This is a genomic window from Kineosporia sp. NBRC 101677, from assembly GCF_030269265.1.
Lineage (GTDB): Bacteria > Actinomycetota > Actinomycetes > Actinomycetales > Kineosporiaceae > Kineosporia > Kineosporia rhizophila.
The window spans coordinates 155,166-176,202 of record NZ_BSTA01000006.1 but is presented as its reverse complement, the minus strand read 5'-3'; the positions used below and the strand labels follow the sequence as shown (position 1 = coordinate 176,202).

Here is a 21,037-nt window from a genome sequence, read left to right as displayed (position 1 = left end):
GTTCGGTCATCTCACTGGAGCTCGTGTTGCAATGCGCGTGCAACGCGGTCAGGTCACCGTAGAGCCGCGTCGCCGGGAAAGCCGCGTCGCCAGAGGATGGGGGCAGCAAGAAGGCCATGTTCCCGGGTTGCTTCTCGGGGACGGGCCTCTCGAGCTACAACGTCGAACATGCTCGGCGATCATGAGATGGCCACACTTTTCGCCAAACCGGCCGAGGCCTCTCCAATGCGCCGATGCTCCCGCGGCCAGCCCGGCCGTCAGGCGGGCGGGGTGTTGGCGGCGTGCCGGCCGACGATGTAGCCGTAGACGATGCCCTGGCCGATGGTGGCGCCGGCTCCGGGGTAGGTGTTGCCGAAGGCGTTGGCCGCGGTGTTGCCGATCGCGTAGAGGCCCGGGATGGGGGAGCCGGTCTCGTTCAGGGCCCGGCCGAGGCCGTCGGCCCGGATGCCGCCGCAGGTGCCCAGGTCCGAGAGCACCACCTGCACGGCGTAGAGCGTGCCGGTGAGGGGGCGCAGGTTGGGGTTCGGGGTGACGGTCGGATCACCGTAGTAACGGTCGTAGGCGCTTGCGCCCCGGTGGAAGTCGTCGTCGACCCCGGCTGCGGCCAGTTCGTTGAACCGCTCCAGCGTCGCGGCCAGCCCCTCGGCGCCGGTCGCCTGCGCCAGTTCGGCGGGAGTATTGGCCCGGTGGGCGATTCCGGCCTCGTACCACGACCGCGGCAGCGGGGCGCGGGGAAAGACGGCGCCGGCCAGGACGTAGCTGCTGCGGTACTTCTCGTCGAAGACCAGCCACATGGTGGGTAGTTCGCCGTCGCGCCGGGCCTGGGCGAGGGTGGCCTGGCCGAAGGTCATGTAGTCGCACGACTCGTTCACGAACCGGCGGCCGGTGCCGTCGACCATCAGTGAGCCCGGCAGAGAACGCTCGGCGAGCAGGATCTGGGGGGCCGCGTCGCCGACCGGGGCCACGGAGGGGAACCACCAGGCCTGGTCCATCAGGTCGGTGCCGGCTCCGGCTTCCTGGGCGGCATGAATACCGTCTCCGGTGTTGCTCTCCGCGCCCAGACTCCAGTCCTGCAGCTGCGGGTGGTGATGGGCGTGCCGCATCGGCAGGTGGTGGTCGAAACCGCCGGTGGCCAGCACCACCGCGCGGGTGGCGCGGACGGTGAGGCTCTGGCCGTGGTGGCTCAGCTCCACCCCGGTGACCCGGCCGTCCTGGGTGAGCAGGTGTTCCAGACTCGTGTCGGTCCAGACCGGGATGCCGGCGCGCAGGACGCCGGCGAACATACCGGCCGCGATGGCCTGACCGCCCGCCGCGTACTCACGCCCGATGGCCAGACCACCGACGCCCTGCACCACCCGCCTGAGCACGCGGGGCAGCGCCCGGCCCGGGGTGCGGGCCATCAGGTTGAGCCACTTGTAGTCGGCGCCGGTCACCGGCATCGGCACGGGCGCGGCGACCGGGGTGGGGCGCAGCCGGGCGCGGTCCGGGCCCAGCACGTGAAGGTCCAGCGGCCGGCACTCGCAGCTTCGCCCCACTGCGGCGCCGCCGGGCAGTTCGGGGTGGTAGTCGCTGTAGCCGCGCACCCACACGAAGCGCATCGGGGTGGTGCGCTGCAGCATCTGCACGGCGGCCGCGCCGTGGTCGAGGAAGCTGCGCCAGCGTTCGGCCGGCGCCGTGCCCGCGACCACGTTCTCCAGGTAGGTGGCGGCGCGCTCGTAGGTGTCGCCGGAGCCCTGGTCGGCCAGCACCGGGTTGGCCGGGATCCAGAAGGCGCCACCGGAACGCGCCGTCGAACCCCCGACGAAGGCGGACTTCTCCACCACGACGACCGACAGCCCGGCCTCGTGCGCGCTCAGCGCCGCGGCCAGCCCGGTGCCGGAACCGATCACCACGACGTCCACCGTGGTGTCGGAGGGCTGCTGGGGGAGGGACATGGGGAACTCCTAGCCTCGGGCCACGCTGCCCGATCTTCAGCGGTCGAGGATCGCGAGGACCTCGGCCAGCTGCTCGATGCTTTCCTGGGTGATCGGGTCGAGCACGAGCTGGAGGTGGGTGGCGCCGGCGGCGGCCATGGCGGCCAGGTGCTGAGCGATCTCTTCGGCGGTGCCCTGGACCGGTGGGACGGCCGACTTGTAGCTGCTCTCGCCCATCACCCGGCCCTGCCCACCCGGGAAGGCCACGAGAACCGCCGCGGTGGCCTCCACCAGGTGACCATGAGCGTCCACTTGTTCTTTCAGGGCCGCGAAGCCCTCGGGGGTGTTGCCGTACCGGTTCCACCAGGCGTTCCACGAGGTGATGTGGCCCAGCCCGATACCCAGCATGCGCGGGCCGGTGGAGCCGAGCATCAGCGGTACGCCGCCGGGGCGCACCGGGCCCGGGTCGAGCACGCAGTTCTCCAGGTCGTAGAACTCGCCGTGGAAGTCGATCTGCCCCTCGGACAGGAGGGTGCGGATGATGGTGAACGCCTCGGCGAACCGCGAAACCCGCTTGTCGTAGGGGAATCCGAAGGCCCGGTACTCACGCTCGTTCCAGCCTGCCCCCAGCCCGAGGATCAGCCGGCCGCCGGAGATCGCATCGACCGTGGCCGCCTGCTTGGCCAGCATGGCCGGGGCGTGGAAGCTGGTGGCCGCGACCAGCGGGCCGAGCTCGACCCGTTCGGTGACCGCGGCCAGCGCGGCCAGTGACGTCCACACCTCCCAGGGGCCCCGGGTGGTACCGCCGGGCAGGTCGTAGAGCAGGTGATCGCCCAGCCACAGGGAGTCCAGGCCGATCGCCTCGCCCGCCCGGGCCATGGCGAACAGTTCCGGCCAGGCCACGGCTCGTTCGACTTCGGGCAACTGGACGCCGATCTTGCACGGTCGGGACATTGCCCCACCATAGTTCGCGCCGTCCGGAAAGGGCAGGGGTGCTCAGTTCTTCGCTGTCATGGCCAGATAGAGCTTGCGGGCCGGGACCGGGGGAACCGGGAGCGGTTCGGCGTGCTCGGCGCTGAGGGACTGCAGGAAGTAGCCCACCAGGCGCCGCCAGGCGTCCGGGGCCTGGTCGAGGGTGTGGGCGATCACCCCGGCGTTGGCCATGAGGATCAGCATCAGATCGTTGGGGGCGAAGTCGGCCCGCAGGCGCCCCTGCGTCTGGGCGCGCCGGGTGAGCGCACTGAAACTCCGGTAGGCGCGCGATCTTTCCGACTCGAACTCGGGCGCGGCCGGGAAGGCCCCGATGAGCACCTGGGTGAACCCCCGGTCGCTGGCCTGTAGTTCGCACACCTGCAGGACGCACTGGCGAAACCCCTCCCAGGCGTCGGGGAGCTCTGCCGCCGCCTCGGTGAGCTCGGCGTAGCGGCGCATCCGGTCATGGAAGACGGCCGCCACCAGTTCGTCGCGATGGGCGAAGTTGCGCAGGGCCGTGGCGATCCCCACCCCGGCGCGGCGCGCCACCTCGTTCATCGAGGCGTCCAGGCCCAGATCGGCGAACGCCCCGGCCGCCGCGGCGACCAGACGCTCCCGATTGCGTACCGCGTCGGCCCGTCGGCCCGCCTGCTGAGCACCCATGGAGAGCAAGGTTACGCGACCCCGGAATATCTGGATAGGGCACTCCAGTTATGCTGCCCGTCGAAATGGAGCGGGTGCTCCAAATGATCGGGAGGCAAGTCGTGGAAGTCGGGATCGCGTCGCTCAGCGACGTGGGGGCAACAACAATGGACGTCGGTCGCCGGACCCGGGAGATCGTGCGGTACGCGGTGCTCGCCGACGAGCTGGGTCTGGACGTGTTCGGCCTGGGAGAGCATCACGGCGAGGACTTCGCCGTGTCCTCACCGGCCGTGGTGCTCGCGGCGGTGGCCCAGGGCACCCGCCGGATCCGGCTGGCCAGCGCGACCACCGTGCTCACCACGCTCGACCCGGTGCGCGTGCACGAGGACTTCGCCACGCTCGACCTGCTCAGCCAGGGACGCGCCGAGATCGTCGTGGGCCGCAGCGCCTATCCCGACCCGTTCGCGCTGTTCGGCGTCGATCTGGCCGACTACGACGAGGTCTTCGCCGAGAAGCTGGACCTGCTGCTGCGCCTGCGTGAACAGCCGCGCATCACCTGGAACGGCCGGCATCGGCCCGCCCTGCAGGATGCCGCCGTGGTGCCGCGCCCGCACCAGGAACAGCTGCCGGTCTGGCTCGGGGTAGGAGGCTCACCCGCCAGCCTGGAACGGGCCGGTCGGCTGGGCCTGCCCATGATGCTGGGGCTGATCGGCGGCACCATCGAGCGGGCCCGCGCCGCGGTGGAGCTGTACCGGTCGGCCGGGGAGCGGGCCGGGCACGACCCGTCCGTGCTGAAGGTCGGTCTGGCCACCCACCTGCTGGTCACCACCGACCGTGCGTCGGCCCTGGCCGCCTACCCGAACTACCGATCCTTCCTGGCGCCGAAAAGACCCGGTGCGCCGGGCTTCATCGTCGACCAGGCCACCTTCGAGGCTGGAATGTCGCCGTCGGGAGTGCTGATGATCGGCAGCACCGAGGCAGTCGCCGAGAAGGCCCTGCGGATGCGGGATCTGCTCGGCGCCGACCGCATCCTCTCCCTCGCCGACTGGGGCGGCCTGGCTCCCGGCCGCGTCGAGGACAGCATCGCCCGTTTCGCCCAGCACGTAGCCCCCACCCTCCGGAAGGACTCCCTCTGATGTTCATCGCCACCGTCATCGTCTCCGTTCTGCTCGCCGTCGCCCTGATCGCCTCGGCCGGCGGCAAGTTCCGCCGCAACGAGATCGCCCTGAAGATCTCCAAGACCACCGGCTGGCCGGAGAACCTGCTCTGGGCCCTCGGTGTGCTCGAGGTCGCGGGTGCAGCCGGGCTGATCGCCGGCCTGTTCTGGTGGCCGCTCGGGGTTGCTGCCGCCATCGGCGTCACCCTCTACTTCGCCGGCGCCGTGATCTCACACCTGCGGGTGCGCGATCCCGAGTGGCAGCCTGCCGTCGTCATGGGGCTGATCGCGGCGGCCGCCCTGACCCTGCGGGTGCTCAGCGCCTGAGAGCGCTCGGATCCGGAACAAGTCATTTCACTGATGCGCAGACCGTCGGCGTCCGCGCAGACTGGCTCACCGGCCGTTCGGGCCCCGGGCGGTCGGTGAGCCGACGAGGAGAGACCAGATGACCATCGAGGAACTGATGCACGCCAACCTGCTGGAGGTGTTCGGCGAGCGAGACGCCGAGCGGCGCCGGGCCGCCATCGAGCGCACCTGCGCGCCCGACGTGCGGTTCAGCGATCCGCAGGAGGTGGTGGTCGGCCGGGACGCCCTGTCGGCCAAGGCACAGAAGATTCTGGACGAGGCCCCCGGCTTCGTCTTCTCGCCGGCCGCTCCCGCATACGCGGTTCAGAACCTGGGTCACCTGGCCTGGAACTTCGGGCCACAGACGCAACCGCCGATCGTGCGGGGGATCGACATCGCTCTGGTCGAGAACGGCCTGATTGCCAGCTTCTACACGCTTCTGCTGAACGACTGAATCGAGGACGGGTGGTGAGGCCCGGTCGGTCAGTGTCGCCGGCCCTGGCCTACGCCGCGTATTTCGCCGGACTGGATCATGTAGCCGCAGGAACGGCGTCACAGCAGTGCTTCTCGAGCCACTGACTGCGACGCTGCTGCAGTCGCAGGCGACGAGGGAGCCCTCGATGGACGTGAGAGAGGAACAGCGGGTCGGGGGCAGCAGCGCCGGTTCAGGCAGTCGGTTCAGGCAAAGGCAGGAACGGCGATGTTGCCCTCTTCACCGCTCGCGGTGGTCTCCCGCTGGTCGGTGACCAGGTAGATGCCCTCCGTCGACCAGGCGTCCGTCTCACCGCAGAACACCCGGCTGCCGACCGCGACCACCCCGGTCCAGGACCTGCCGTCGTAGCGACCGCCACGCAGCAGCAGCACCCGGTCGTCCATCTGGTGGGCGGCCGTGGTGCGGTACTGATTCCTGCTGGAGGTTTCGTCGTGCTTGCTCACGCAGAGCCCCTGACTGGGCATGGGCGTCACCTCCGGCGGGTCCGGAGGTCGTGGATCGCCCTGCCGATCCCCTTGACGGTACGTCATGGTGCGGCCGGGTTCGATCCGAGCAGACTTCGAGCAGACGGCGCTCCCGCGGGCGTGGCACCACTTCGACCCAGGCGGGCGCGCGGAACTGGCCCACAAATGTCTGAAGACACTTGAGGAAGGCCAGTCGTAAGCTGCTACGGATGAACACGATCGATGCGGGCGTGCTGACCGTCGCCTACCTGCAGGAAGGCCCCGAGGACGGGTGGCCGGTGGTGCTGTCGCACGGGTTTCCCTACGACGTGCACGCCTACGACGAGGTGGTGCCCCTCCTGGTCGCCGAAGGGGCCCGGGTCGTCCGCCCGTACCAGCGGGGTTTCGGCCCGACCCGGTTCCGGTCGGCCGAGACCCCGCGCAGTGGCCAGCAGGCCGCCCTCGGGAGCGACCTGCTGGCCCTGATCGACGCGCTCGGCCTTCACCGGCCGATCCTGGCCGGGTACGACTGGGGTGGTCTGGCCTCGTGCGTGGCCACCGCTGCCGAGCCGTGGCGGGTGGGTGGCCTGGTGTCGATGGCCGGCTACGACGTCCTGGACATCGCGGGGCAGGGGGAGGCGTCCCCGCCGTCCCTGGAACAGGTTGTCTGGTACCAGCACCTGTTCCAGACCGAGCGCGGCCGCAAGAGCCTGGCCGCCGACCGCCGTGGGCTGTGCCGTCTGCTCTGGCAGCAGTGGTCGCCGGGCTGGCGGTTCGACGACGACACGTTCGCCCGCACCGCAGCCTCTTTCGACAACCCTGACTTCGTCGACGTCGTGGTGCACGCCTACCGTCACGCTTTCGGCCTGGCTGCGGGCGATCCGGCCTGGGAGGCGCTGGAGGGCAAGCTTTCCCGCAAGCCACCGATCACCGTCCCGGCCGTCACCCTCGACTGCACCCAAGACCCGCTCAAGCCGGGCGGCACCGCGCACCACGCCTCCCACTTCACGGCCCGCCACGAGCATCGCGTGGTCGAAGCCGGGCACAACCTGCCCCAGGAGGCGCCGGAGGCCTTCGCCGATGCGGTCCTGACGGTTCAGGGCTGGCTCGGCACCGGATCGTAACCACCCGAGGCGATCTCGCTGAGCAGCGAGGGCCGGCTCGGCGTCCAGCCGAGGGTCTGGCGTGCATGCTGGCCGGTTGCCTGCTGGTTCACCAGCAGGGCCGCGCCGAAAGGGCCCAGCCGTTCGATGGTCTGCTGCGGGGTCTCGGGCACGACCCGGCCCGCCAGGCCCAGCCGGTGACTGGCCGCCTCGCCCAGTTCCCGGGTCGTGGGGTTCTCGCCCGAGACGCCCAGGAACCGGGAACCGTGCTCGGCGCGAACGAGCGCCGCGACGTAAAGGCGCGCCAGATCGTCCACATGAACCGTGGTCCAGTGCTGGGTGCCGTCACCGATCAGGGTGAGCGCGGCCGGGTCGCCGACGCGTTCGCCGGCGAACACGACGTTGGGGATGCCGCCGTGCCGCCCGTACACCACGGCCGGCTCGATCAGGACCGAGCGGATTCCCGGTGCGGCGAGCACTCGTTCGTCGATCTCGGACCGCCAGCGGACGATCGTGGGCGCGTCGGTCGGGGTCTGTTCGGTGATCTCGTCCCCGGCTCCGTGGACCCAGACACCGCCGGTACGGACGAAGGGCTTGCCGGATCCGGCGAGGCCGGCGAGCACGGCGTCGGCGAAGTCGGCCTCGGCCGCGCTGCTGGTCTCGTCGCCCGGGGAGGCGGTGGTGATGACACCTTCGCTCTGCTCGGCCAGACGCCGGACCAGGTCGTGATCCTGCATGTCGCCGACCACGGGCGAGCCGCCCTCCTTGCGCACGGCGGCGGCCTTGTCGTCGGTGCGGACCAGGGCGGTGACGGTGTGGCCGGCCTCCAGCAGGGCGGCCAGGACGCCCCCTCCGATGTAGCCGGTGGCTCCGGTCAGCAGGATGTTCATGGTTCGCGCCTTTTCGTCAAAGATTTGTGGACGCCGGTGGGCGGCCTCCTCGAGTCTGGGCCGACCAGGCCTATCGGGGGAAACGAAAAGTTCCGATGAGGGTCAGCGCTCTGGGCGATAAGCTGGGCGGATGGAACAGCGGCAGCTGGAGTACTTCGTGGCGGTGGCCGAGGAGCTCAGCTTCACCCGGGCGGCCGCCCGCACCATGGCAGTCCAGTCCACGGTGTCAGCCAGTATCCGCACCCTCGAGCGCAGCCTCGGGGTGACGCTGTTCGACCGTTCCACCACGAAGGTGGCCCTGACGCCGTCCGGGCGGTCCCTGCTGCCCCAGGCCAAGCGGGCCCTGGAGGCTCTCGACGAGGCCCGCCGCGCCGTCGGCGGTATCTGCGAGGGGCTGCGGGGGAGCCTGCGGGTGGGAACGCTGGCCGGGCTGAGCGTGGTCGACCTGCCGGGGCTGGTGGCCGACTTCCGCCAGCAGCATCCCGGCGTGCAGTTGCATCTCAGCGCTGATCCCTCCGGTTCGGAAGGGCTGCTGGAAGGGCTGCGCTCGAACGCCCTCGACCTGGCCTTCGTCGGGGTGGAGTCCGGCGACGTCCGCGACATCGAGCTCACGCCGATCGCCGAGTACCAGCCGCGCCTGCTGGTGCCGGCCGGGCATCCGCTGGCCGGGGCGAAGGCGGTGTCGATGAACGAGCTGAGCCCGTCCCCGTTCATCGACATGCCGGCCGGATTCTGCAATCGGGGCCGCACCGACGCGGACTTCCGGCGGGCCGGGGTGGCTCGCTCGATCGTCGTCGAGGTCACCGACCTGACCTCGATCCCGGGCTTCGTCGAGGCCGGGGCCGGGGTGGCCGTCGTCCCGCCGTTACAGACCGAGACCGGCCGGCGGGTGGTGCCGGTCGCGCTCGATCCGCCCGCCACGCCGTGGATCCTGGGCCTGGCCCGGCCGGCCTCGACCACCCGCACCCGGGCGGCCGAGGCGTTCACCGCGTTGGTGCCGAACCGCACGGGCGCCACCCAGCGATTCTGAGCAGTGCTCAGAGGCGGTCCAGCAGGCCCTCGAGATCCCGCTCACCCTCACGGGTCTGCACTCCGGCGGCCAGCTGGCGGCGCGCCACCTCGGCCAGGTCTTCGGTGAACAGCGAGTACAGGGCGGCGTTCTCGACCGCGTAGACCTCGTGCGGGGCCGGCGGTGCGGCGGCGTCGACGATCTGCTTGAGCGCGGCCACGACCTCGGGCTTCACCTTCGCCATCCGCTGCGCCAGGGCGTCCACGAACGCGTCGAGTTCGTTGGCCGGCAGCGCCCGGTTGACCAGGCCGTAGCGCTCGGCCACCTCGGCCCCGACCAGCTGACCGCCGACCAGGAGCTCCAGGGCCCGGGCCCGGCCCACCAGGCGGGTCAGGTTCACCGTGCCGCCACCTCCGGGCACGATGGTCAGATGGGCCTCGGGCTGCGCCTGCCCCGAGGCCCCGATCGCCGCGAAGCGCAGGTCGAGGCTCATCAGGAACTCGTTGCCGGCGCCCCGGGCGAACCCGGCCAGCTTGCCGATGGTGACCTGGGGCAGGGTGCGCACCTCCTCGCTCAGGGCCTCGAGGATGTTCAGCCCGTCGGGGATCTCGGCCCCGGGCGCGGCGTCGATGGCGGCCTGGGTGGCCCGGGGCAGGGCCTCCGGGTCGGTCACGTAGGCCATGTCGCCGTGGGCGCTGAAGAACTCCGGGTCGGCGCTCTGGAACACGATGACCCGCACGGCCGAGTCGCCGCGCACCTGGTGCACGAAGCCCCGCAGCGACGGCAGCAGGACGGCGTCCATCAGGTTCAGGGGTGGGTGGTCGAGCGTCACGGTGGACACGCCCTGGGTCACGGTGACGTGGAGGCCGGGCCAGGTGGTGTAGTCCATGAGGGGATCCTTCGCAGAGGCGCCGGGGCTGTTCCCCAGCGGCACCCCTTGACCGTATGTAGCCGTCGATCAGACAGGCCATGCCTGAAAACCTCGATCTGTTGATCGGATGTCTCACCGGCGTACGATGCGTGAGTGGATCCTCTGGCTGACGCGCTGACCATCTCCGGAGTCCAGGGAGCGCTCGGCACCCGGGTCGAGGCGGGCGGCCCCTGGGCCCTGGCGCTGGACGGGCAGTCCGGCACGACCCTGCACGCCGTGACCGCCGGCCGGGCCTGGCTCAGCGTGCCCGGTGCGGAGCCGGCCGAACTGGGCAGCGGCGACGTCGTCCTGGTGCCGGCCGGTGCGGCGCACCGCCTCGGTGACCAGCCCGGCTTGGCCGAGCCCGCCCAGCCCGCCGGGCCGGCCAGCGGTGAGGCGGGTGAGGTGATCCGGCTGGGCACCGGGCCGGTCACCACCCGGATCGCGACCATCCACTACCGCACCGACCCGGTCACCCTGACCCAGATCCTCAGCGCGCTCCCGGCCCTGGTGCACGTGCGGGCCGACTCCGGCACTGCGGGACTGAACGACACGGTGCGGATGCTGGCCCGCGAGCTCGCCGACCCGGGGATCGGCACGTCCGCGGTGCTGCGCAGCCTGGTCGACATCGTGCTGGTGGAGATGCTGCGCGCCTGGCTGTCGGAGAGCCCGCCGGAGTGCTTCGGCACCTGGCTCGGGGCCCTGGGCGACCCGGTGGTGGGCAAGGCCCTGCAGCACCTGCACCAGGACCCGGCGACCCCGTGGACGACAGCCTCACTCGCCGAGGCCATCTCGGTCTCCCGGGCAACTCTGGCCCGCCGCTTCCCGATCGCCGTCGGCCAGACCCCGGCGGCCTATCTGGCTCTGTGGCGGATGGACCTGGCGGCGGTCCGGCTGCGCGACACCCACGACTCCCTGGAGACGATCGCCGAGAGCGTGGGCTACGGGTCGGTCCCGGCCTTCACCCGTGCCTTCACCCGGGCCCACGGCCGCACCCCGGGCCGTTACCGCAGCCAGGCCCGTAGCCACTGATCGGCCTTCGGCCCGCCCTCCCGCCGTTCCTGCCGCACGCGCAGCCGATCAGGAGGGCACCTCAAGGTGTACAAACGGTACGCAGCGTCCCATGTGTACACCTCGCAGTTGGGCTCGGTGGTGGCCGGCACCTCCAGGTAGGCGAGGTGCCGCAGGAAGCTGCTGAACACCTCGGCGGCCTGGCTTTCACCCGGGTGGGGTGCGTTTCTGCGCACGGGCTAACGGCTTTCCGGGAGGCACGGCCTGGTCGCTCCTACGATGAACGGCTGATCCGGAACATGTAGCACCCGGCCATGGGGTTCCGGGAGTGCACGAAGTCGATCTCCGGGTTCGCCAGCAGCGCGGTCAGTTCGGCGTCGGCCTGGGCGCCTTCGACGAGGGTGTTGCTGAACTGGTGGCCGTTGCGGTCGTAGGCGCGCAGCAGTTGCCGGCGGTGGCGGAAGGCGGGCGGGTAGCGGTCGGTGTCGCGGTAGCCGCCGCAGTCGTGGGGGTGGACGAAGATGGGCCCGACCTCGGCGTAGGCGCCGCCCCGGTTCTCGGGACGGTAGGCGATCAGGGCGATCTGCTCACCCACCTCGGCCTCACGCAGGCAGCAGCGCAGCGGTGCTCCCTGAGACTCGGTGTTCACCAGGCTCCGGACCGGGTTGCCGTGCTGGTCCACGCCCTGCTCGCGTACCTGCGCCAGCACCGGTGCGGGGATCGCGCTCACCTGAAAGGTGTTCATCTGTTGTGTTCTCGCTTCTCGTGGTCGAGGAGGGACTGCTTCACGCTCAGGCCCCAGCGGAAGCCGCCGAGGGTGCCGTCGCTGCGCACCACGCGGTGGCAGGGCACGACCAGGGCCAGGCGGTTGCGGGCACAGGCACTGGCCACCGCACGCACCGCGGTGGGGGCGCCGATCTCGGCGGCAACCTCGCCGTAGCTGCGGGTCTCGCCCGCCGGGATACGCCTCAGGGCGCTCCACACCCGGGCCTGGAAGGCGCTGCCACGCACGTCGAGCGGCAGCGCGGCGGCGGCCGGATGCCCGGCGGCGAGGGCGGCCAGACCGCTCGCCACGTCGGTCAGGGCCTCGTGCTCGGGGGTGAAGGTGGCGGCGGGGAACTCTGTCTGCACCTCATCGAGCAGACGCGGCAGGTGGGGCCCGATGCGGACCGCGCACAACCCACGGGCGCTGGCCACCGCCAGAACGGTTCCCACGACGGTGTTCACACTGGTCCAGCTCAGGTGCTCACCCACGGCGCCGCGGGCGTAGGAGCTGGGCGTCATGCCCAGGGTGGGGGCGGCCGTGTCGTAGAAGGCCCGCACCGAACCGAAGCCTGCGGCGAAAACTGCCTCCGTGACCGGGCTCCCCGTACGCAACAGGACTCTGGCCGTTCCGGTGCGGACAGCGTCCCCAAAGGCTCTGGCACTTGTTCCGGCGACCGCCGCGAAGGCGCGGGAGAGGCCACGCTGACTGAGCCCCGTGATCGAGCGCAGTTGTGCGGCCGGGAGTGGACCGCCGTGGGCCCGCATCGCCCGGCAGGCGGCAATGACGGCTGCCTCGGCCGACGTGTGCCCGGCTTCCCCCTGCCGGTCGGGTTCGCAGCGCAGGCAGGGCCGGTACCCCGCAGTGCGGGCCGCGACGGTGGTGTCGAAGAACGAGACGTTGGCCGGTAGCGGGCGGCGCGAGGGGCAGGTGGGCCGGCAGTAGATGCCCGTGGTGCGCACCGCGTAGACGAACGCCTGCTCGGGTTCCTGACGCGCCAGCACCAGACGCCAGCGCGCCTCCTCGATGTCCGCAGCGGTGTTGCTCACGACGTAGACGTTAGGCAGTGGCCTGGGGGCTCGGCACTCCACTTGCGGCCATCGAAGTCTGGGTGGCGCCGGCGCGCAGCAGTTCCAGTGCCCGCGCGGCCGGGCGGTTGCGGGCACTGGATTCGCGGACGATGGCGTAGATCGAGCGCACCGGACGGGGCCGGATCAGGGGGACGATCACCAGGCCTTCGGGGATCTCCTTGGCTCCCAGCCGCGGCATCACGGTGATGCCGACGCCGGCGGCGACGAATGCGATCCCGGTGGGGTAGTCGTGCGCCTCCACGTGGAAGGGCGGGCTGAAACCGGCCGCGGCGCAGGCGTCCAGCAGGTTCTCCCGGCACCAGCCGTGGGCGAAGTCGTTGTCGATCCAGCGTTCCCCGGCCAGTTCGGCCATCTCGATCTCGGCGCGAGCGGCCAGCGGATGGTCGCGGCGCAGCACCACCACGTACGAGTCGTCGAGCAGGTGGTGGGCCACGAAACCGCTGCCCGGCACGAACGTGCGATTGGCGACGGTCAGATGGATGTCGGCGCGCTCGTCGGGGTTGTCCGGCGGAGTGTCTCTGAGCTGCAGGTCGAGCCGCAGACCGGGGAACTCCTCGGTCAGCCGGCTCACCACCGGCGGTAGCCAGGCCGCGCCGACGGAGGCGAAGTAGGCGATGGACAGGCCGCCGGTGCGCCCCGAGCGAAGATCGGCCACCAGGGCCTCGGTCGCGCCCAGCCGGGTGAGCAGTTCGTCGGCCTCGGCCGCCAGCGCCAGACCTGCCGGTGTGGGACGGAGCCCCCGGCCCACCCGTTCCATCAGGGGCAGGCCGGTCTCTCGCTGCAGGGCGGTGACGTGCTGACTGACGGCGGACGGGGTGTAGCCGAGGTTGGTGGCGGCGGCCTGGACCGATCCGCTGGCCACCACCGAGCGGAACACGCGCAGTCGATGCAGATCGAGCATGCCCCGACAATACAGTCCGGCTTAAGAGTCAGGAAGAAACTCGCGCTGGTGCTTAAAGGTCTGCAGGCTCGACGATCGGTCCATGACCGCACTGGCCAGTCCTCCGGCCCCCTCCACGTCGCCCCGGCCCGCACCCACGTTCCTGCCGATCGCCGCCACGGCCGTGACCATCGTCCTCTGGGCCTCGGCGTTCGTCGGGATCCGCTCGGCCGGGCACGACTACTCCGCCGGGCCGCTGGCCCTGGGCCGACTGCTCGCCGGCTCGGTCGTGCTGACCGTGGCCGTCCTGATCAGCGGCCGCCTGCGGGCCCGGCGCCCGGACCGGCAGACCCTGCTCTGGGCCCTGGTCTGGGGTGTGGCCTGGTTCGGCCTGTACAACGTGGCCCTGAACCTGGCCGAACAGCGCCTCGACGCCGGAACCGCCGCCCTGCTGGTCAATCTCGCCCCGGTCCTGGTCGCGGTGCTGGCCGGACTCCTGCTCGGCGAGGGCTTCCCAGCCCGCCTGATGATCGGTATGGCCGTTGCGTTCAGCGGCGTCACCATCATCGCGGTGACCACCTCCACCGGCCGTGGTGACCTGCTCGGCGTCGTCCTGGGGGTGGCCTCGGCGGTGCTGTACGCGCTCTCGGCGACCGGTCAGAAGCGCCTGCTGGCCCGCATCGACGCGCTGACCCTGACCTGGATCGGCTGCCTGACCGGCACCGTGGTCACCCTGCCGTTCGCCCCCACCCTGATCAGCCAGGCTGCTGAAGCGCCCGCCTCGGCCACCCTCAGCATGATCTACCTGGGCGTGTTCCCGACCGCCGTCGCCTTCCTGACCTGGGGCTACGCCCTATCCCGGACCAGCGTGGGCCGCCTGGCCGCCTCCACCTACGTGGTGCCGCCCCTGGTGGTGCTGCTGTCGTGGACCCTGCTCGGCGAGGTGCCCGGCCTGCTCGCCCTGGCCGGTGGGGTGCTCTGCCTGAGCGGCGTGGGGATCGCAACCCTGCGTCGTTCGGCCCCGACGCCGCAACGTCAGGTCTCGAACAGCTGATCCTGCTCACCGTCGGGCACCGCCCGCGTGGGCGGTGCGGCCATGTCCTGGTCGCGGGTGGCCAGCTCCCAGCGCATGGCGTACTTGTCGTGCCGCACCACACCTTCGCGGGCCAGCTGGTTCAGCGAGCGGCTGACCTGGTCACCCACCAGCAGCACCTTCCAGGACGAGCGGATCTCGGCCGGGATCTGCGCCCATAGACGCTCGCGGATCTCGCGCAACGTCATCGGGGCCGGGCCGGCGGCGAGGCACGCCAGGATCCAGGTGTCGGTCTGGGCGCTGATCTGCTTGCTGTCCATCGCCCGTCATCACACCACACTCGCCGCCGGCCGGGCTGCGTCTTACCGGCCGGCGGCCAGACCTCGCAGGAAGCCCTCGACGTCGCGCTCGTTCTCCAGGGTCTGCATACCGTGCTCGACCGCCGCGGCCATGATCTTGGCCGACCTCTCTCCGGTGACCAGGGCCGACCACTCGTCGTGCTCGACGCGCAGGCCCGGGGTCAGGTCGGCGGCGGGCAGGGCGCGCTTGGCCGCGGCGATGAGGTCGGAGCCTACGGCGGCGATGTCGGTGGCCAGCTTGTCCACGTAGGCGTCGAGTTCGGCGGCCGGGATCGCGCGGTTGATCCAGCCGTACTGCGCGGCCGTGTCTGCGTCGAGCAGTTCGGCCGACAGGACCAGTTCCAGGGCCCGGCTGCGGCCGACCCGCTCGAGCAGGTACTGCGTGGCGCCCCCGCCGGGCAGGATGCCCAGGAGCGCCTCGGTCTGGCCGATCCGGGCGGTCTCGGTGGCGGCGAAGGCCAGGTCGGCCGCGATCACGAACTCCGCGCCCCCGGCGCGGGCGATGCCCGACAGCTTGACGATGCTGACCTGCGGCTGGGTGCGCAGGAGCTCGCCGATGCCCTGGTGCACGTTCACCTGCGGGAAGCGGGCCGCGACCGGCTCGAGTTCCTTCAGGTGCTCGAAGATGCCCATGTCGACGTGGGCGAGGAAGAACTCCTCGTGGGAGCTGGAGAACAGCAGGACGCGTACGTCGGTGTCGTCCCGCAACCTCTCCAGGAGGTCGTGCAGTTCGATCATCATGGCCGCCGAGAGCGTGTTGACCGGGGGGTTGTCGAGCTGGATCCGGGCGATCCCGCCGGCGACGGCGACGTGCAGGGTGGTGTAGCGGGGGAGGTCCATGGCTGCTTCCGTGGTTGTCGAGAGGCCTGTAGGTTCCTGATGCATACCTACCGTCCCCCGGCCCGGCGGGAACGGGCAAGAACGCACTTTCCGCATACCAGGTATCCGAAAGGGAACCGATGGCAACGCCCTTGGACCGCCCGCAGCCGCGCTTCTACGTCAACTGCCCGACCCGGCCGATCCTCGACCAGATCGCCGACAAGTGGTCGATGATGGTGATGACCGTGCTGGAGGAGCCGACCCGGTTCAACGAGATCAAGCGGCAGCTGGAGGGCGTGACCCAGCGCGTGCTCACCCAGACGCTGCGCCGGCTGGAGCGCAACGGCATGATCCAGCGCCGCATCCTCGAGACCACACCGGTGGGCGTGGAGTACTCACTCACCCCGCTCGGGCGTTCCTTCCGCGAGCCCTTCGTCCGGCTCTACGAGTGGACGCTCGAGAACAGCGACGAGATCACCCGGATGCAGGCGGACTACGACGCCCGCAGCGCCGGCTGAGCCGGCTGAGGCGTTCAGGTGTTGCGCTGCAGGGCCTGAAGGGTGCTGGTCGGGTCGGCGTTGAAGGCGAAGCGCGCCTGCGGGGCCAGTTCGTGCCCGGCGTTGACGATCTGCTCGAACAGTTCGGTGAACTCGGCCCGGCCACGCACCCCGTTGCCGATCATCACGATGTCGATGGTGGGGTCGGCCAGGAGCCGGCGGATCTCGGCGAGGCCGGCGGCGTGGTCGTTGCCGATCAGGGCCCGCACGATGTCGTAGCCGGCCTGCTCCACCGCCGCATTGCCCTCGGCGATCCGGGCCCGCAGGGTCTCGGCGTCCAGGCCGGGCGGCAGGGTTACGGCTTCGGGGGCGAGCCCGATCAGCAGAACACGCGTCATACCGTCATGCTAGGCAGACCGTCCCTGGTCGTGGGGGGCGGTTCAGCCCACCACCCGCAGCCCGCTGTGCTGCGAGATCATCGAGCGCAACGCCTCCTCGGACTGGGCGTCGGCCGGGGTGATCGCCGAAAGTCGTTGCTCGGAGCCGTCTTGCACGGCCAGCACGTCGTAGCGCAGGGTCATCACCCCGGCGGTCGGATGTAGCACCCGCTTGGTCCCGTTGGTGCGTTCCTGCACCGTGTGGTCGTCCCACCAGGTGGCGAAATCCGCACTCTTGCGCCGCAGATCGCCGACCAGGGACTTCAGCCGCGGATCGTCGGGGTGCCGGGCCAGGTTCGCCCGCAGGTTGCCCACGTGCTCCTGCGCGATGCGGGTCCAGTCGAGCTGGAACTCGCGGGCTCCCGGATCGAGGAAGAGCGGTTCGGCGGTGTTGGCCGTCTCGGCGAACCCGGGGCCGAACAGGGCCAGAGCGGCGGCGTTGTGGGCCAGCTTGTCGAACCGGAAGTCGACGATCCAGGCCGGGGTGGTGGGCATGCTGCGCAGCAGGGTCTGCAGCGACTCGCTGGCGGGGGCGGGCACGTGCCGGGCCGGTGGGGCCTCGCCGCGGGCGATCAGGTGCAGGTGGTGGCGTTCGGTCTCGGACAGCATCAGGGCCTGAGCCACGGCGTCGAGCACGGCGGCGCCGGGCACACCCACGCGCCCCTGCTCGAGCCGGATGTACCAGTCGATACTGACCGCGGCCAGCTGCGCGACCTCCTGGCGGCGAAGGCCCGGTGTGCGGCGCCGGTCGGAATCCGGAAGCCCCACGTCGGCCGGCTGCACGCGGGCCCGCATCGCCCGCAGAAAAGCCGACAACTGGGGACGATGGGTGGCACGGATCGCGGTCACCTCGCCAGCCTGCCTCACCCCCTGGGCGGTGGTCGACCGCTCAGGGTGGTACTCCGGGCACCAGCATGCCGAGGATCTCCCTGCCCCCGGCGGTCGGCCGCAGATTGGAGGTGTTCACCGAACCGTCCGATCGATGGAGCACAACCAGCATGAACAACCCGTTCGACCGTCTTCCCCAGGTGCCCGCCTTCGAGCTCAGCAGCTCGGCCGTCGTCGAGGGACAGCCCCTGGCCCCGGCCCAGATGTCCGGCGCCTTCGGCATCCCCGGAGGCCAGGACATCTCGCCGGACCTGACCTGGTCGGGCGCCCCGGAGGGCACCCGGAGCTACGCCGTGACCATGTACGACCCCGACGCCCCGACCATGTCCGGCTTCTGGCACTGGGCCGTCGCCAACATCCCGGCCTCGGTGACCACCCTGCCCGCCGGTGCCGACCTGCCGGCCGGGGCTGTGCACCTGCCCAACGACGCCCGTATGCCGCAGTACATCGGTGCGGCCCCGCCCGCCGGGCACGGCCCGCACCGCTACTTCATCACCGTGCACGCCCTGGACGTCGAGGACATCGGCGTGCCGGCCGAGGGCACTCCGGCCTTCCTGGGCTTCACCATCGCCGGTCACATCCTGGCCCGCGCCACGATCGTGGCCACCGCCGAGACCTCGGCCGCCTGAACCGGATTGGGGCTGGGTGCTTTCACAGCACCCAGCCCCGTGGTTTCGCGTCAGCTCACGTGATCGAGCTGGGACTCCCGCGTTCCCGGCTCGCCCGGGTCACCCGTCCTCTGTTTCTGCTGTGCCTGAACCACGAGAACCGCGGCGACGGACCAGAGAACGATCAGACCGGGCAGCGCCAGCACGCCGAGCTGATCGGCCACCTCGGCCACCGGGTTCGCCGCGCCCAGCCGGTCGGCCAGCCAGCCCAGGGCCGCCACCGCGGTCAGCGCTGCGGCGGCGTTGCGGGCCACTGCATACCGGCCGGAGCGAGCCAGCACGATCAGCGGGGGCAGGACCAGCACGACGACCAGCAACTGCATGGCCTCGATGCCCAGGTTGAAACCGAGCAGCGACCAGGCCAGCTGGGCCCCGGTCAGGTCCAGCTCGCGCAGCGCCTCGGAGAACGCCAGCCCGTGTACGAGCCCGAAAGCCCCGGCCACCAGCGCTTCCCGGCCGGCGAAGAGCGGACGGACGGCGTGCAGCGCGGCGACCAGGATGCTGACCGCGATGAGGGATTCGACGAGCTGTTGCGGCACCGGCGCACCGAGGGTGCCCAGGGCCAGGGTGAGCGAGTGGCCGAGGGTGAAAGACAGTGTGATGGCCGCAATCCGGTGAACCGCCCGCTGAGCCGGGGCAACGCCTGTCCAGCGCCGGCCGACGGCCAGCAGGGGAGCGGGCAGCAGCAGTGTCAGCAGGAACAGCTGATGGTCGGTGCCTTCCCGGATGTGCTGCACCCCCAGGCTGAACATCGCCGAGAATCCGCTCGTGGCCGTGAGATCCACGTGCAACGGCTGCACCTTGTTGGTCACCGTACTGCGCCGCACCGTACCCACCGTGCGGACACTGTCGTCATTTTCGGTGCGGGCCGTGACGATCACCGTGTGGGTGGCCACCCGGTCGACCACGGCGTCGTAGCCCAGGTTGAACGACTCGTGCTCGCTCCCGGCCGGGGGAGTCAGGGTGAACGTGGTCTGCACCTGCTCGTACAGGCCAGTGGTTGCCTTGTTGCCGGTGGTACTCACCGTCAGCGAGCCCATGCCGACGTCCCAGGCCTGACCGTCGTCGCTGGTCGGGGTGAAGTGGGCGAGTAGGTACTGCTGAAGCTGCTCGCTCTGGGCGTCCACGTCGGCCTGCGACTCCAGTGTCGTTCCGGTGGAGTCCTGCAGGTCCGACAGCGGAATGGCCACCGCGGCGTCGATCTCGTCCTCGTGCACCAGGAGCTGGATGCTCGAGGTGGGCACCACGTGCGCCGAGGCGGCCGGGGCGAGCGCGAGCCAGACGATCGCGCCGGCCAGCATCAGGACGAGTACGCGCAGGGTTCGGCCCCGGGGTGCGATCAACTCTGCGTACCGCCGTAGTCGCTGGTCCGGTCGCGCCAGACCGAGTGCGGGTGGTTGCCCGACAGCACGATGCCGTTCTGCATGGAGAACTCGATCCACACCGACGGCCCGTCGATCCGGATGTAGTCGTTGCGCTCGGTGAGGGCGGTCGTGCCGGAGTAGGCGATGTAGGTGTCGTCCAGTTCTTCCTCGTACTTGGCCAGGACGGTCGCGGCATCGTCGTCGGCGATGTCGTTCACGTAGCCGGCGATCGCGGCGAGGGCGAGCTTCTTCTGCTTGGCCGAGAGCGTGGAGATCTGCACGCCCTCGTACTCGGTCGGGAAGGCCCAGTCGTTGCCCGGGCCGAGCACCAGGTCGGAGTAGGTGTCGGCGAGCTTGGCCGCGGTGAGCTGCTTCGTGTTCAGGCCGGCCAGCAGCGCCGCGAACGCCTGGTGCTTGGCCTTCATCGGCTGGTAGCTCTGGCCGTCCAGCTCGAACTTCTGGAACGGCTCGGAGCCCCGGAACGAAGGTGTGGCGCCGGCCAGCTTGCCGTCGACGTAGGTGTTGGCCACCGCCATGTGGTGCCCGCCGAACTGGAACTCCCAGGTGCCGGAGTCCTGCGGGCTGCCCAGGATGGCCACGTAGAACTGGCCGCGGCCGTAGGTGTCGCCCCCGCCGTTGTCCTGGAGGTAGTCGTCGGCGGCCAGTTGCTGCTCGATCTCGTCGTACCCCAGCCCGGACGTGGTACCCGTGGCCGCCTTGAGCAGGGTGGTGAACGCGGCCAGTTGCTCGTCGCTCAGCTCGCCCAGAGCGATGCCTACCCGGCCCTGGCTGCTGCCACCTCCGCCGCCAGGGGCTCCGCCGCTGGTGCCGCTGCCGCTGGGCATGCCGCCGCTGGGAGGACCGCCGCTCGGCATCTCACCGGTCGCTCCACTGGGCATCCCACCGGAGGGCATCCCACCGCTGGGCATGCCGCCCCCGCCACCGGCGCCGCCGGTGATCAGGCCCTGCGGCAGGTTGGACCAGCGCTTGGCGTTGTCGAGGGTGTAGTCCAGCAGCACCGTGGTCTTCTGGTCGGCGTCCAGGGTGTTGTAGAAAGCCTGGGCCAGCGCCGCGACACTGCCCGCCGCCGCCTCCCCGTCGGCCGTGGCGGTGGAGGTGCCGGTGGACGTGGCCGTCGAGCCCGTGCTGCTTTCGTCGTCCGAGCTGGAGCATCCGGCGACCAGGAGGGCCAGGCCCGGGATGCCGGCCAGGAGGGCCCGGCGCCCCAGGGGCCGGTCGGCGAGATTCAGGTCGTTGCTGGTGGACATGGCGCGAAGCTAGGAGTGACGCACGAGTAATTCCTGCATGCTGGCTATGCGCCTTCTGTGATCACGCGTGGCTGACCCCTCAA

Annotated in this window: 24 protein-coding genes; 9 read left to right on the top strand and 15 right to left on the bottom strand. The window is 70.9% G+C overall.

Features of this window, described 5'->3' with window-relative positions; genetic code table 11:
- Nucleotides 1–257 precede the first annotated feature (257 nt).
- From QSK18_RS18860 to QSK18_RS18850, 3 genes are read right to left on the bottom strand one after another with little or no spacing between them, the layout of a single operon-like run.
- A complete protein-coding gene (locus QSK18_RS18860; protein ID WP_232809695.1) occupies nt 258–1,934 on the bottom strand; it encodes a 3-ketosteroid-delta-1-dehydrogenase in 1,677 nt (558 codons plus the stop codon).
- Nucleotides 1,935–1,970: 36 nt separating this feature from the next.
- The gene (locus QSK18_RS18855) at nt 1,971–2,867 is read right to left on the bottom strand and encodes an LLM class flavin-dependent oxidoreductase (protein WP_232809696.1); all 897 of its coding nucleotides are present in this window, start codon (nt 2,865–2,867) and stop codon (nt 1,971–1,973) included.
- A 42-nt stretch (nt 2,868–2,909) separates the two neighbouring features.
- Complete coding sequence (locus QSK18_RS18850; RefSeq protein WP_232809697.1) at nt 2,910–3,548, bottom strand: TetR/AcrR family transcriptional regulator; 639 nt, start codon at nt 3,546–3,548, stop codon at nt 2,910–2,912.
- Nucleotides 3,549–3,649: 101 nt separating this feature from the next.
- Here QSK18_RS18850 and QSK18_RS18845 point away from each other — a divergent pair, with 101 nt between their 5' ends.
- From QSK18_RS18845 to QSK18_RS18835, 3 genes are all read left to right on the top strand, one after another.
- Nucleotides 3,650–4,663: an LLM class flavin-dependent oxidoreductase gene (locus tag QSK18_RS18845; RefSeq protein WP_232809698.1), complete on the top strand. Its 1,014-nt coding sequence runs from the start codon at nt 3,650–3,652 to the stop codon at nt 4,661–4,663.
- Complete coding sequence (locus tag QSK18_RS18840; RefSeq protein WP_232809699.1) at nt 4,663–5,010, top strand: DoxX family protein; 348 nt, start codon at nt 4,663–4,665, stop codon at nt 5,008–5,010. The genes QSK18_RS18845 and QSK18_RS18840 overlap by 1 nt, the downstream gene beginning before the upstream one ends.
- A 118-nt stretch (nt 5,011–5,128) precedes the next feature.
- Complete coding sequence (locus QSK18_RS18835) at nt 5,129–5,482, top strand: nuclear transport factor 2 family protein (protein ID WP_232809700.1); 354 nt, start codon at nt 5,129–5,131, stop codon at nt 5,480–5,482.
- Between the two features lie 224 nt (nt 5,483–5,706).
- Here QSK18_RS18835 and QSK18_RS18830 read toward each other — a convergent pair whose 3' ends face one another.
- The gene (locus QSK18_RS18830) at nt 5,707–5,985 is read right to left on the bottom strand and encodes a hypothetical protein (RefSeq protein WP_232809701.1); all 279 of its coding nucleotides are present in this window, start codon (nt 5,983–5,985) and stop codon (nt 5,707–5,709) included.
- Between the two features lie 209 nt (nt 5,986–6,194).
- Between QSK18_RS18830 and QSK18_RS18825 the strand changes: the two genes are divergently transcribed.
- Nucleotides 6,195–7,088, top strand: coding sequence for an alpha/beta fold hydrolase (locus tag QSK18_RS18825; RefSeq protein ID WP_232809702.1), 894 nt, complete (start codon nt 6,195–6,197; stop codon nt 7,086–7,088).
- On the opposite strand, the gene QSK18_RS18820 is transcribed toward QSK18_RS18825, so the two are convergent.
- Nucleotides 7,061–7,957, bottom strand: coding sequence for an NAD-dependent epimerase/dehydratase family protein (locus tag QSK18_RS18820; RefSeq protein WP_232809703.1), 897 nt, complete (start codon nt 7,955–7,957; stop codon nt 7,061–7,063). The two genes, QSK18_RS18825 and QSK18_RS18820, sit on opposite strands and share 28 nt — an antisense overlap.
- 130 nt (nt 7,958–8,087) lie before the next feature.
- Here QSK18_RS18820 and QSK18_RS18815 point away from each other — a divergent pair, with 130 nt between their 5' ends.
- Nucleotides 8,088–8,987: a LysR family transcriptional regulator gene (locus QSK18_RS18815; RefSeq protein ID WP_232809704.1), complete on the top strand. Its 900-nt coding sequence runs from the start codon at nt 8,088–8,090 to the stop codon at nt 8,985–8,987.
- Between the two features lie 7 nt (nt 8,988–8,994).
- Here the strand turns inward: QSK18_RS18815 and QSK18_RS18810 are convergent, their stop codons facing one another.
- The gene (locus QSK18_RS18810) at nt 8,995–9,855 is read right to left on the bottom strand and encodes an enoyl-CoA hydratase/isomerase family protein (protein ID WP_232809705.1); all 861 of its coding nucleotides are present in this window, start codon (nt 9,853–9,855) and stop codon (nt 8,995–8,997) included.
- 135 nt (nt 9,856–9,990) lie between these two features.
- Between QSK18_RS18810 and QSK18_RS18805 the strand changes: the two genes are divergently transcribed.
- Nucleotides 9,991–10,908 (top strand): AraC family transcriptional regulator, encoded by a 918-nt coding sequence (locus QSK18_RS18805; protein ID WP_232809706.1) that lies wholly within the window; start codon nt 9,991–9,993, stop codon nt 10,906–10,908.
- A gap of 253 nt (nt 10,909–11,161) precedes the next feature.
- Here the strand turns inward: QSK18_RS18805 and QSK18_RS18800 are convergent, their stop codons facing one another.
- Genes QSK18_RS18800 through QSK18_RS18790 form a run of 3 tightly spaced genes read right to left on the bottom strand, consistent with a single transcriptional unit; the run spans nt 11,162 to nt 13,642 of the window.
- Nucleotides 11,162–11,632, bottom strand: a complete 471-nt coding sequence (locus tag QSK18_RS18800) for a DUF1203 domain-containing protein (protein ID WP_232809707.1) — start codon at nt 11,630–11,632, stop codon at nt 11,162–11,164.
- Nucleotides 11,629–12,699 (bottom strand): bifunctional transcriptional activator/DNA repair enzyme AdaA, encoded by a 1,071-nt coding sequence (locus QSK18_RS18795; RefSeq protein WP_232809708.1) that lies wholly within the window; start codon nt 12,697–12,699, stop codon nt 11,629–11,631. Before QSK18_RS18795 ends, QSK18_RS18800 begins: the two co-directional genes overlap by 4 nt.
- Before the next feature lie 10 nt (nt 12,700–12,709).
- Complete coding sequence (locus tag QSK18_RS18790) at nt 12,710–13,642, bottom strand: LysR family transcriptional regulator (RefSeq protein WP_232809709.1); 933 nt, start codon at nt 13,640–13,642, stop codon at nt 12,710–12,712.
- Between the two features lie 82 nt (nt 13,643–13,724).
- On the opposite strand from QSK18_RS18790, the gene QSK18_RS18785 reads away from it, so the two are divergent.
- Nucleotides 13,725–14,675, top strand: a complete 951-nt coding sequence (locus QSK18_RS18785; protein WP_232809710.1) for a DMT family transporter — start codon at nt 13,725–13,727, stop codon at nt 14,673–14,675.
- Here the strand turns inward: QSK18_RS18785 and QSK18_RS18780 are convergent.
- The gene (locus QSK18_RS18780) at nt 14,657–14,974 is read right to left on the bottom strand and encodes a hypothetical protein (RefSeq protein ID WP_232809711.1); all 318 of its coding nucleotides are present in this window, start codon (nt 14,972–14,974) and stop codon (nt 14,657–14,659) included. The two genes, QSK18_RS18785 and QSK18_RS18780, sit on opposite strands and share 19 nt — an antisense overlap.
- 42 nt (nt 14,975–15,016) lie before the next feature.
- Nucleotides 15,017–15,853: an enoyl-CoA hydratase/isomerase family protein gene (locus tag QSK18_RS18775; protein ID WP_232809712.1), complete on the bottom strand. Its 837-nt coding sequence runs from the start codon at nt 15,851–15,853 to the stop codon at nt 15,017–15,019.
- 119 nt (nt 15,854–15,972) lie between these two features.
- Between QSK18_RS18775 and QSK18_RS18770 the strand changes: the two genes are divergently transcribed.
- Nucleotides 15,973–16,350 carry a winged helix-turn-helix transcriptional regulator gene (locus QSK18_RS18770; protein ID WP_232809713.1) on the top strand — a complete coding sequence of 126 codons (378 nt, stop codon included), beginning with the start codon at nt 15,973–15,975 and terminating at the stop codon, nt 16,348–16,350.
- 14 nt (nt 16,351–16,364) lie between these two features.
- On the opposite strand, the gene QSK18_RS18765 is transcribed toward QSK18_RS18770, so the two are convergent.
- Together QSK18_RS18765 and QSK18_RS18760 are read right to left on the bottom strand one after the other, a co-directional pair.
- Nucleotides 16,365–16,727 (bottom strand): hypothetical protein, encoded by a 363-nt coding sequence (locus tag QSK18_RS18765; RefSeq protein WP_232809714.1) that lies wholly within the window; start codon nt 16,725–16,727, stop codon nt 16,365–16,367.
- A 42-nt stretch (nt 16,728–16,769) separates the two neighbouring features.
- Nucleotides 16,770–17,615, bottom strand: coding sequence for a helix-turn-helix transcriptional regulator (locus QSK18_RS18760; protein ID WP_232809715.1), 846 nt, complete (start codon nt 17,613–17,615; stop codon nt 16,770–16,772).
- A gap of 149 nt (nt 17,616–17,764) precedes the next feature.
- Between QSK18_RS18760 and QSK18_RS18755 the strand changes: the two genes are divergently transcribed.
- On the top strand, nt 17,765–18,283 hold the full coding sequence (locus tag QSK18_RS18755; RefSeq protein WP_232809716.1) for a YbhB/YbcL family Raf kinase inhibitor-like protein: 519 nt from the start codon (nt 17,765–17,767) through the stop codon (nt 18,281–18,283).
- A gap of 50 nt (nt 18,284–18,333) precedes the next feature.
- Here QSK18_RS18755 and QSK18_RS18750 read toward each other — a convergent pair whose 3' ends face one another.
- Nucleotides 18,334–19,665 (bottom strand): HupE/UreJ family protein, encoded by a 1,332-nt coding sequence (locus QSK18_RS18750; RefSeq protein ID WP_232809717.1) that lies wholly within the window; start codon nt 19,663–19,665, stop codon nt 18,334–18,336.
- A complete protein-coding gene (locus QSK18_RS18745; RefSeq protein ID WP_269809763.1) occupies nt 19,662–20,954 on the bottom strand; it encodes a DUF3500 domain-containing protein in 1,293 nt (430 codons plus the stop codon). The genes QSK18_RS18750 and QSK18_RS18745 overlap by 4 nt, the downstream gene beginning before the upstream one ends.
- Nucleotides 20,955–21,037 lie beyond the last annotated feature (83 nt).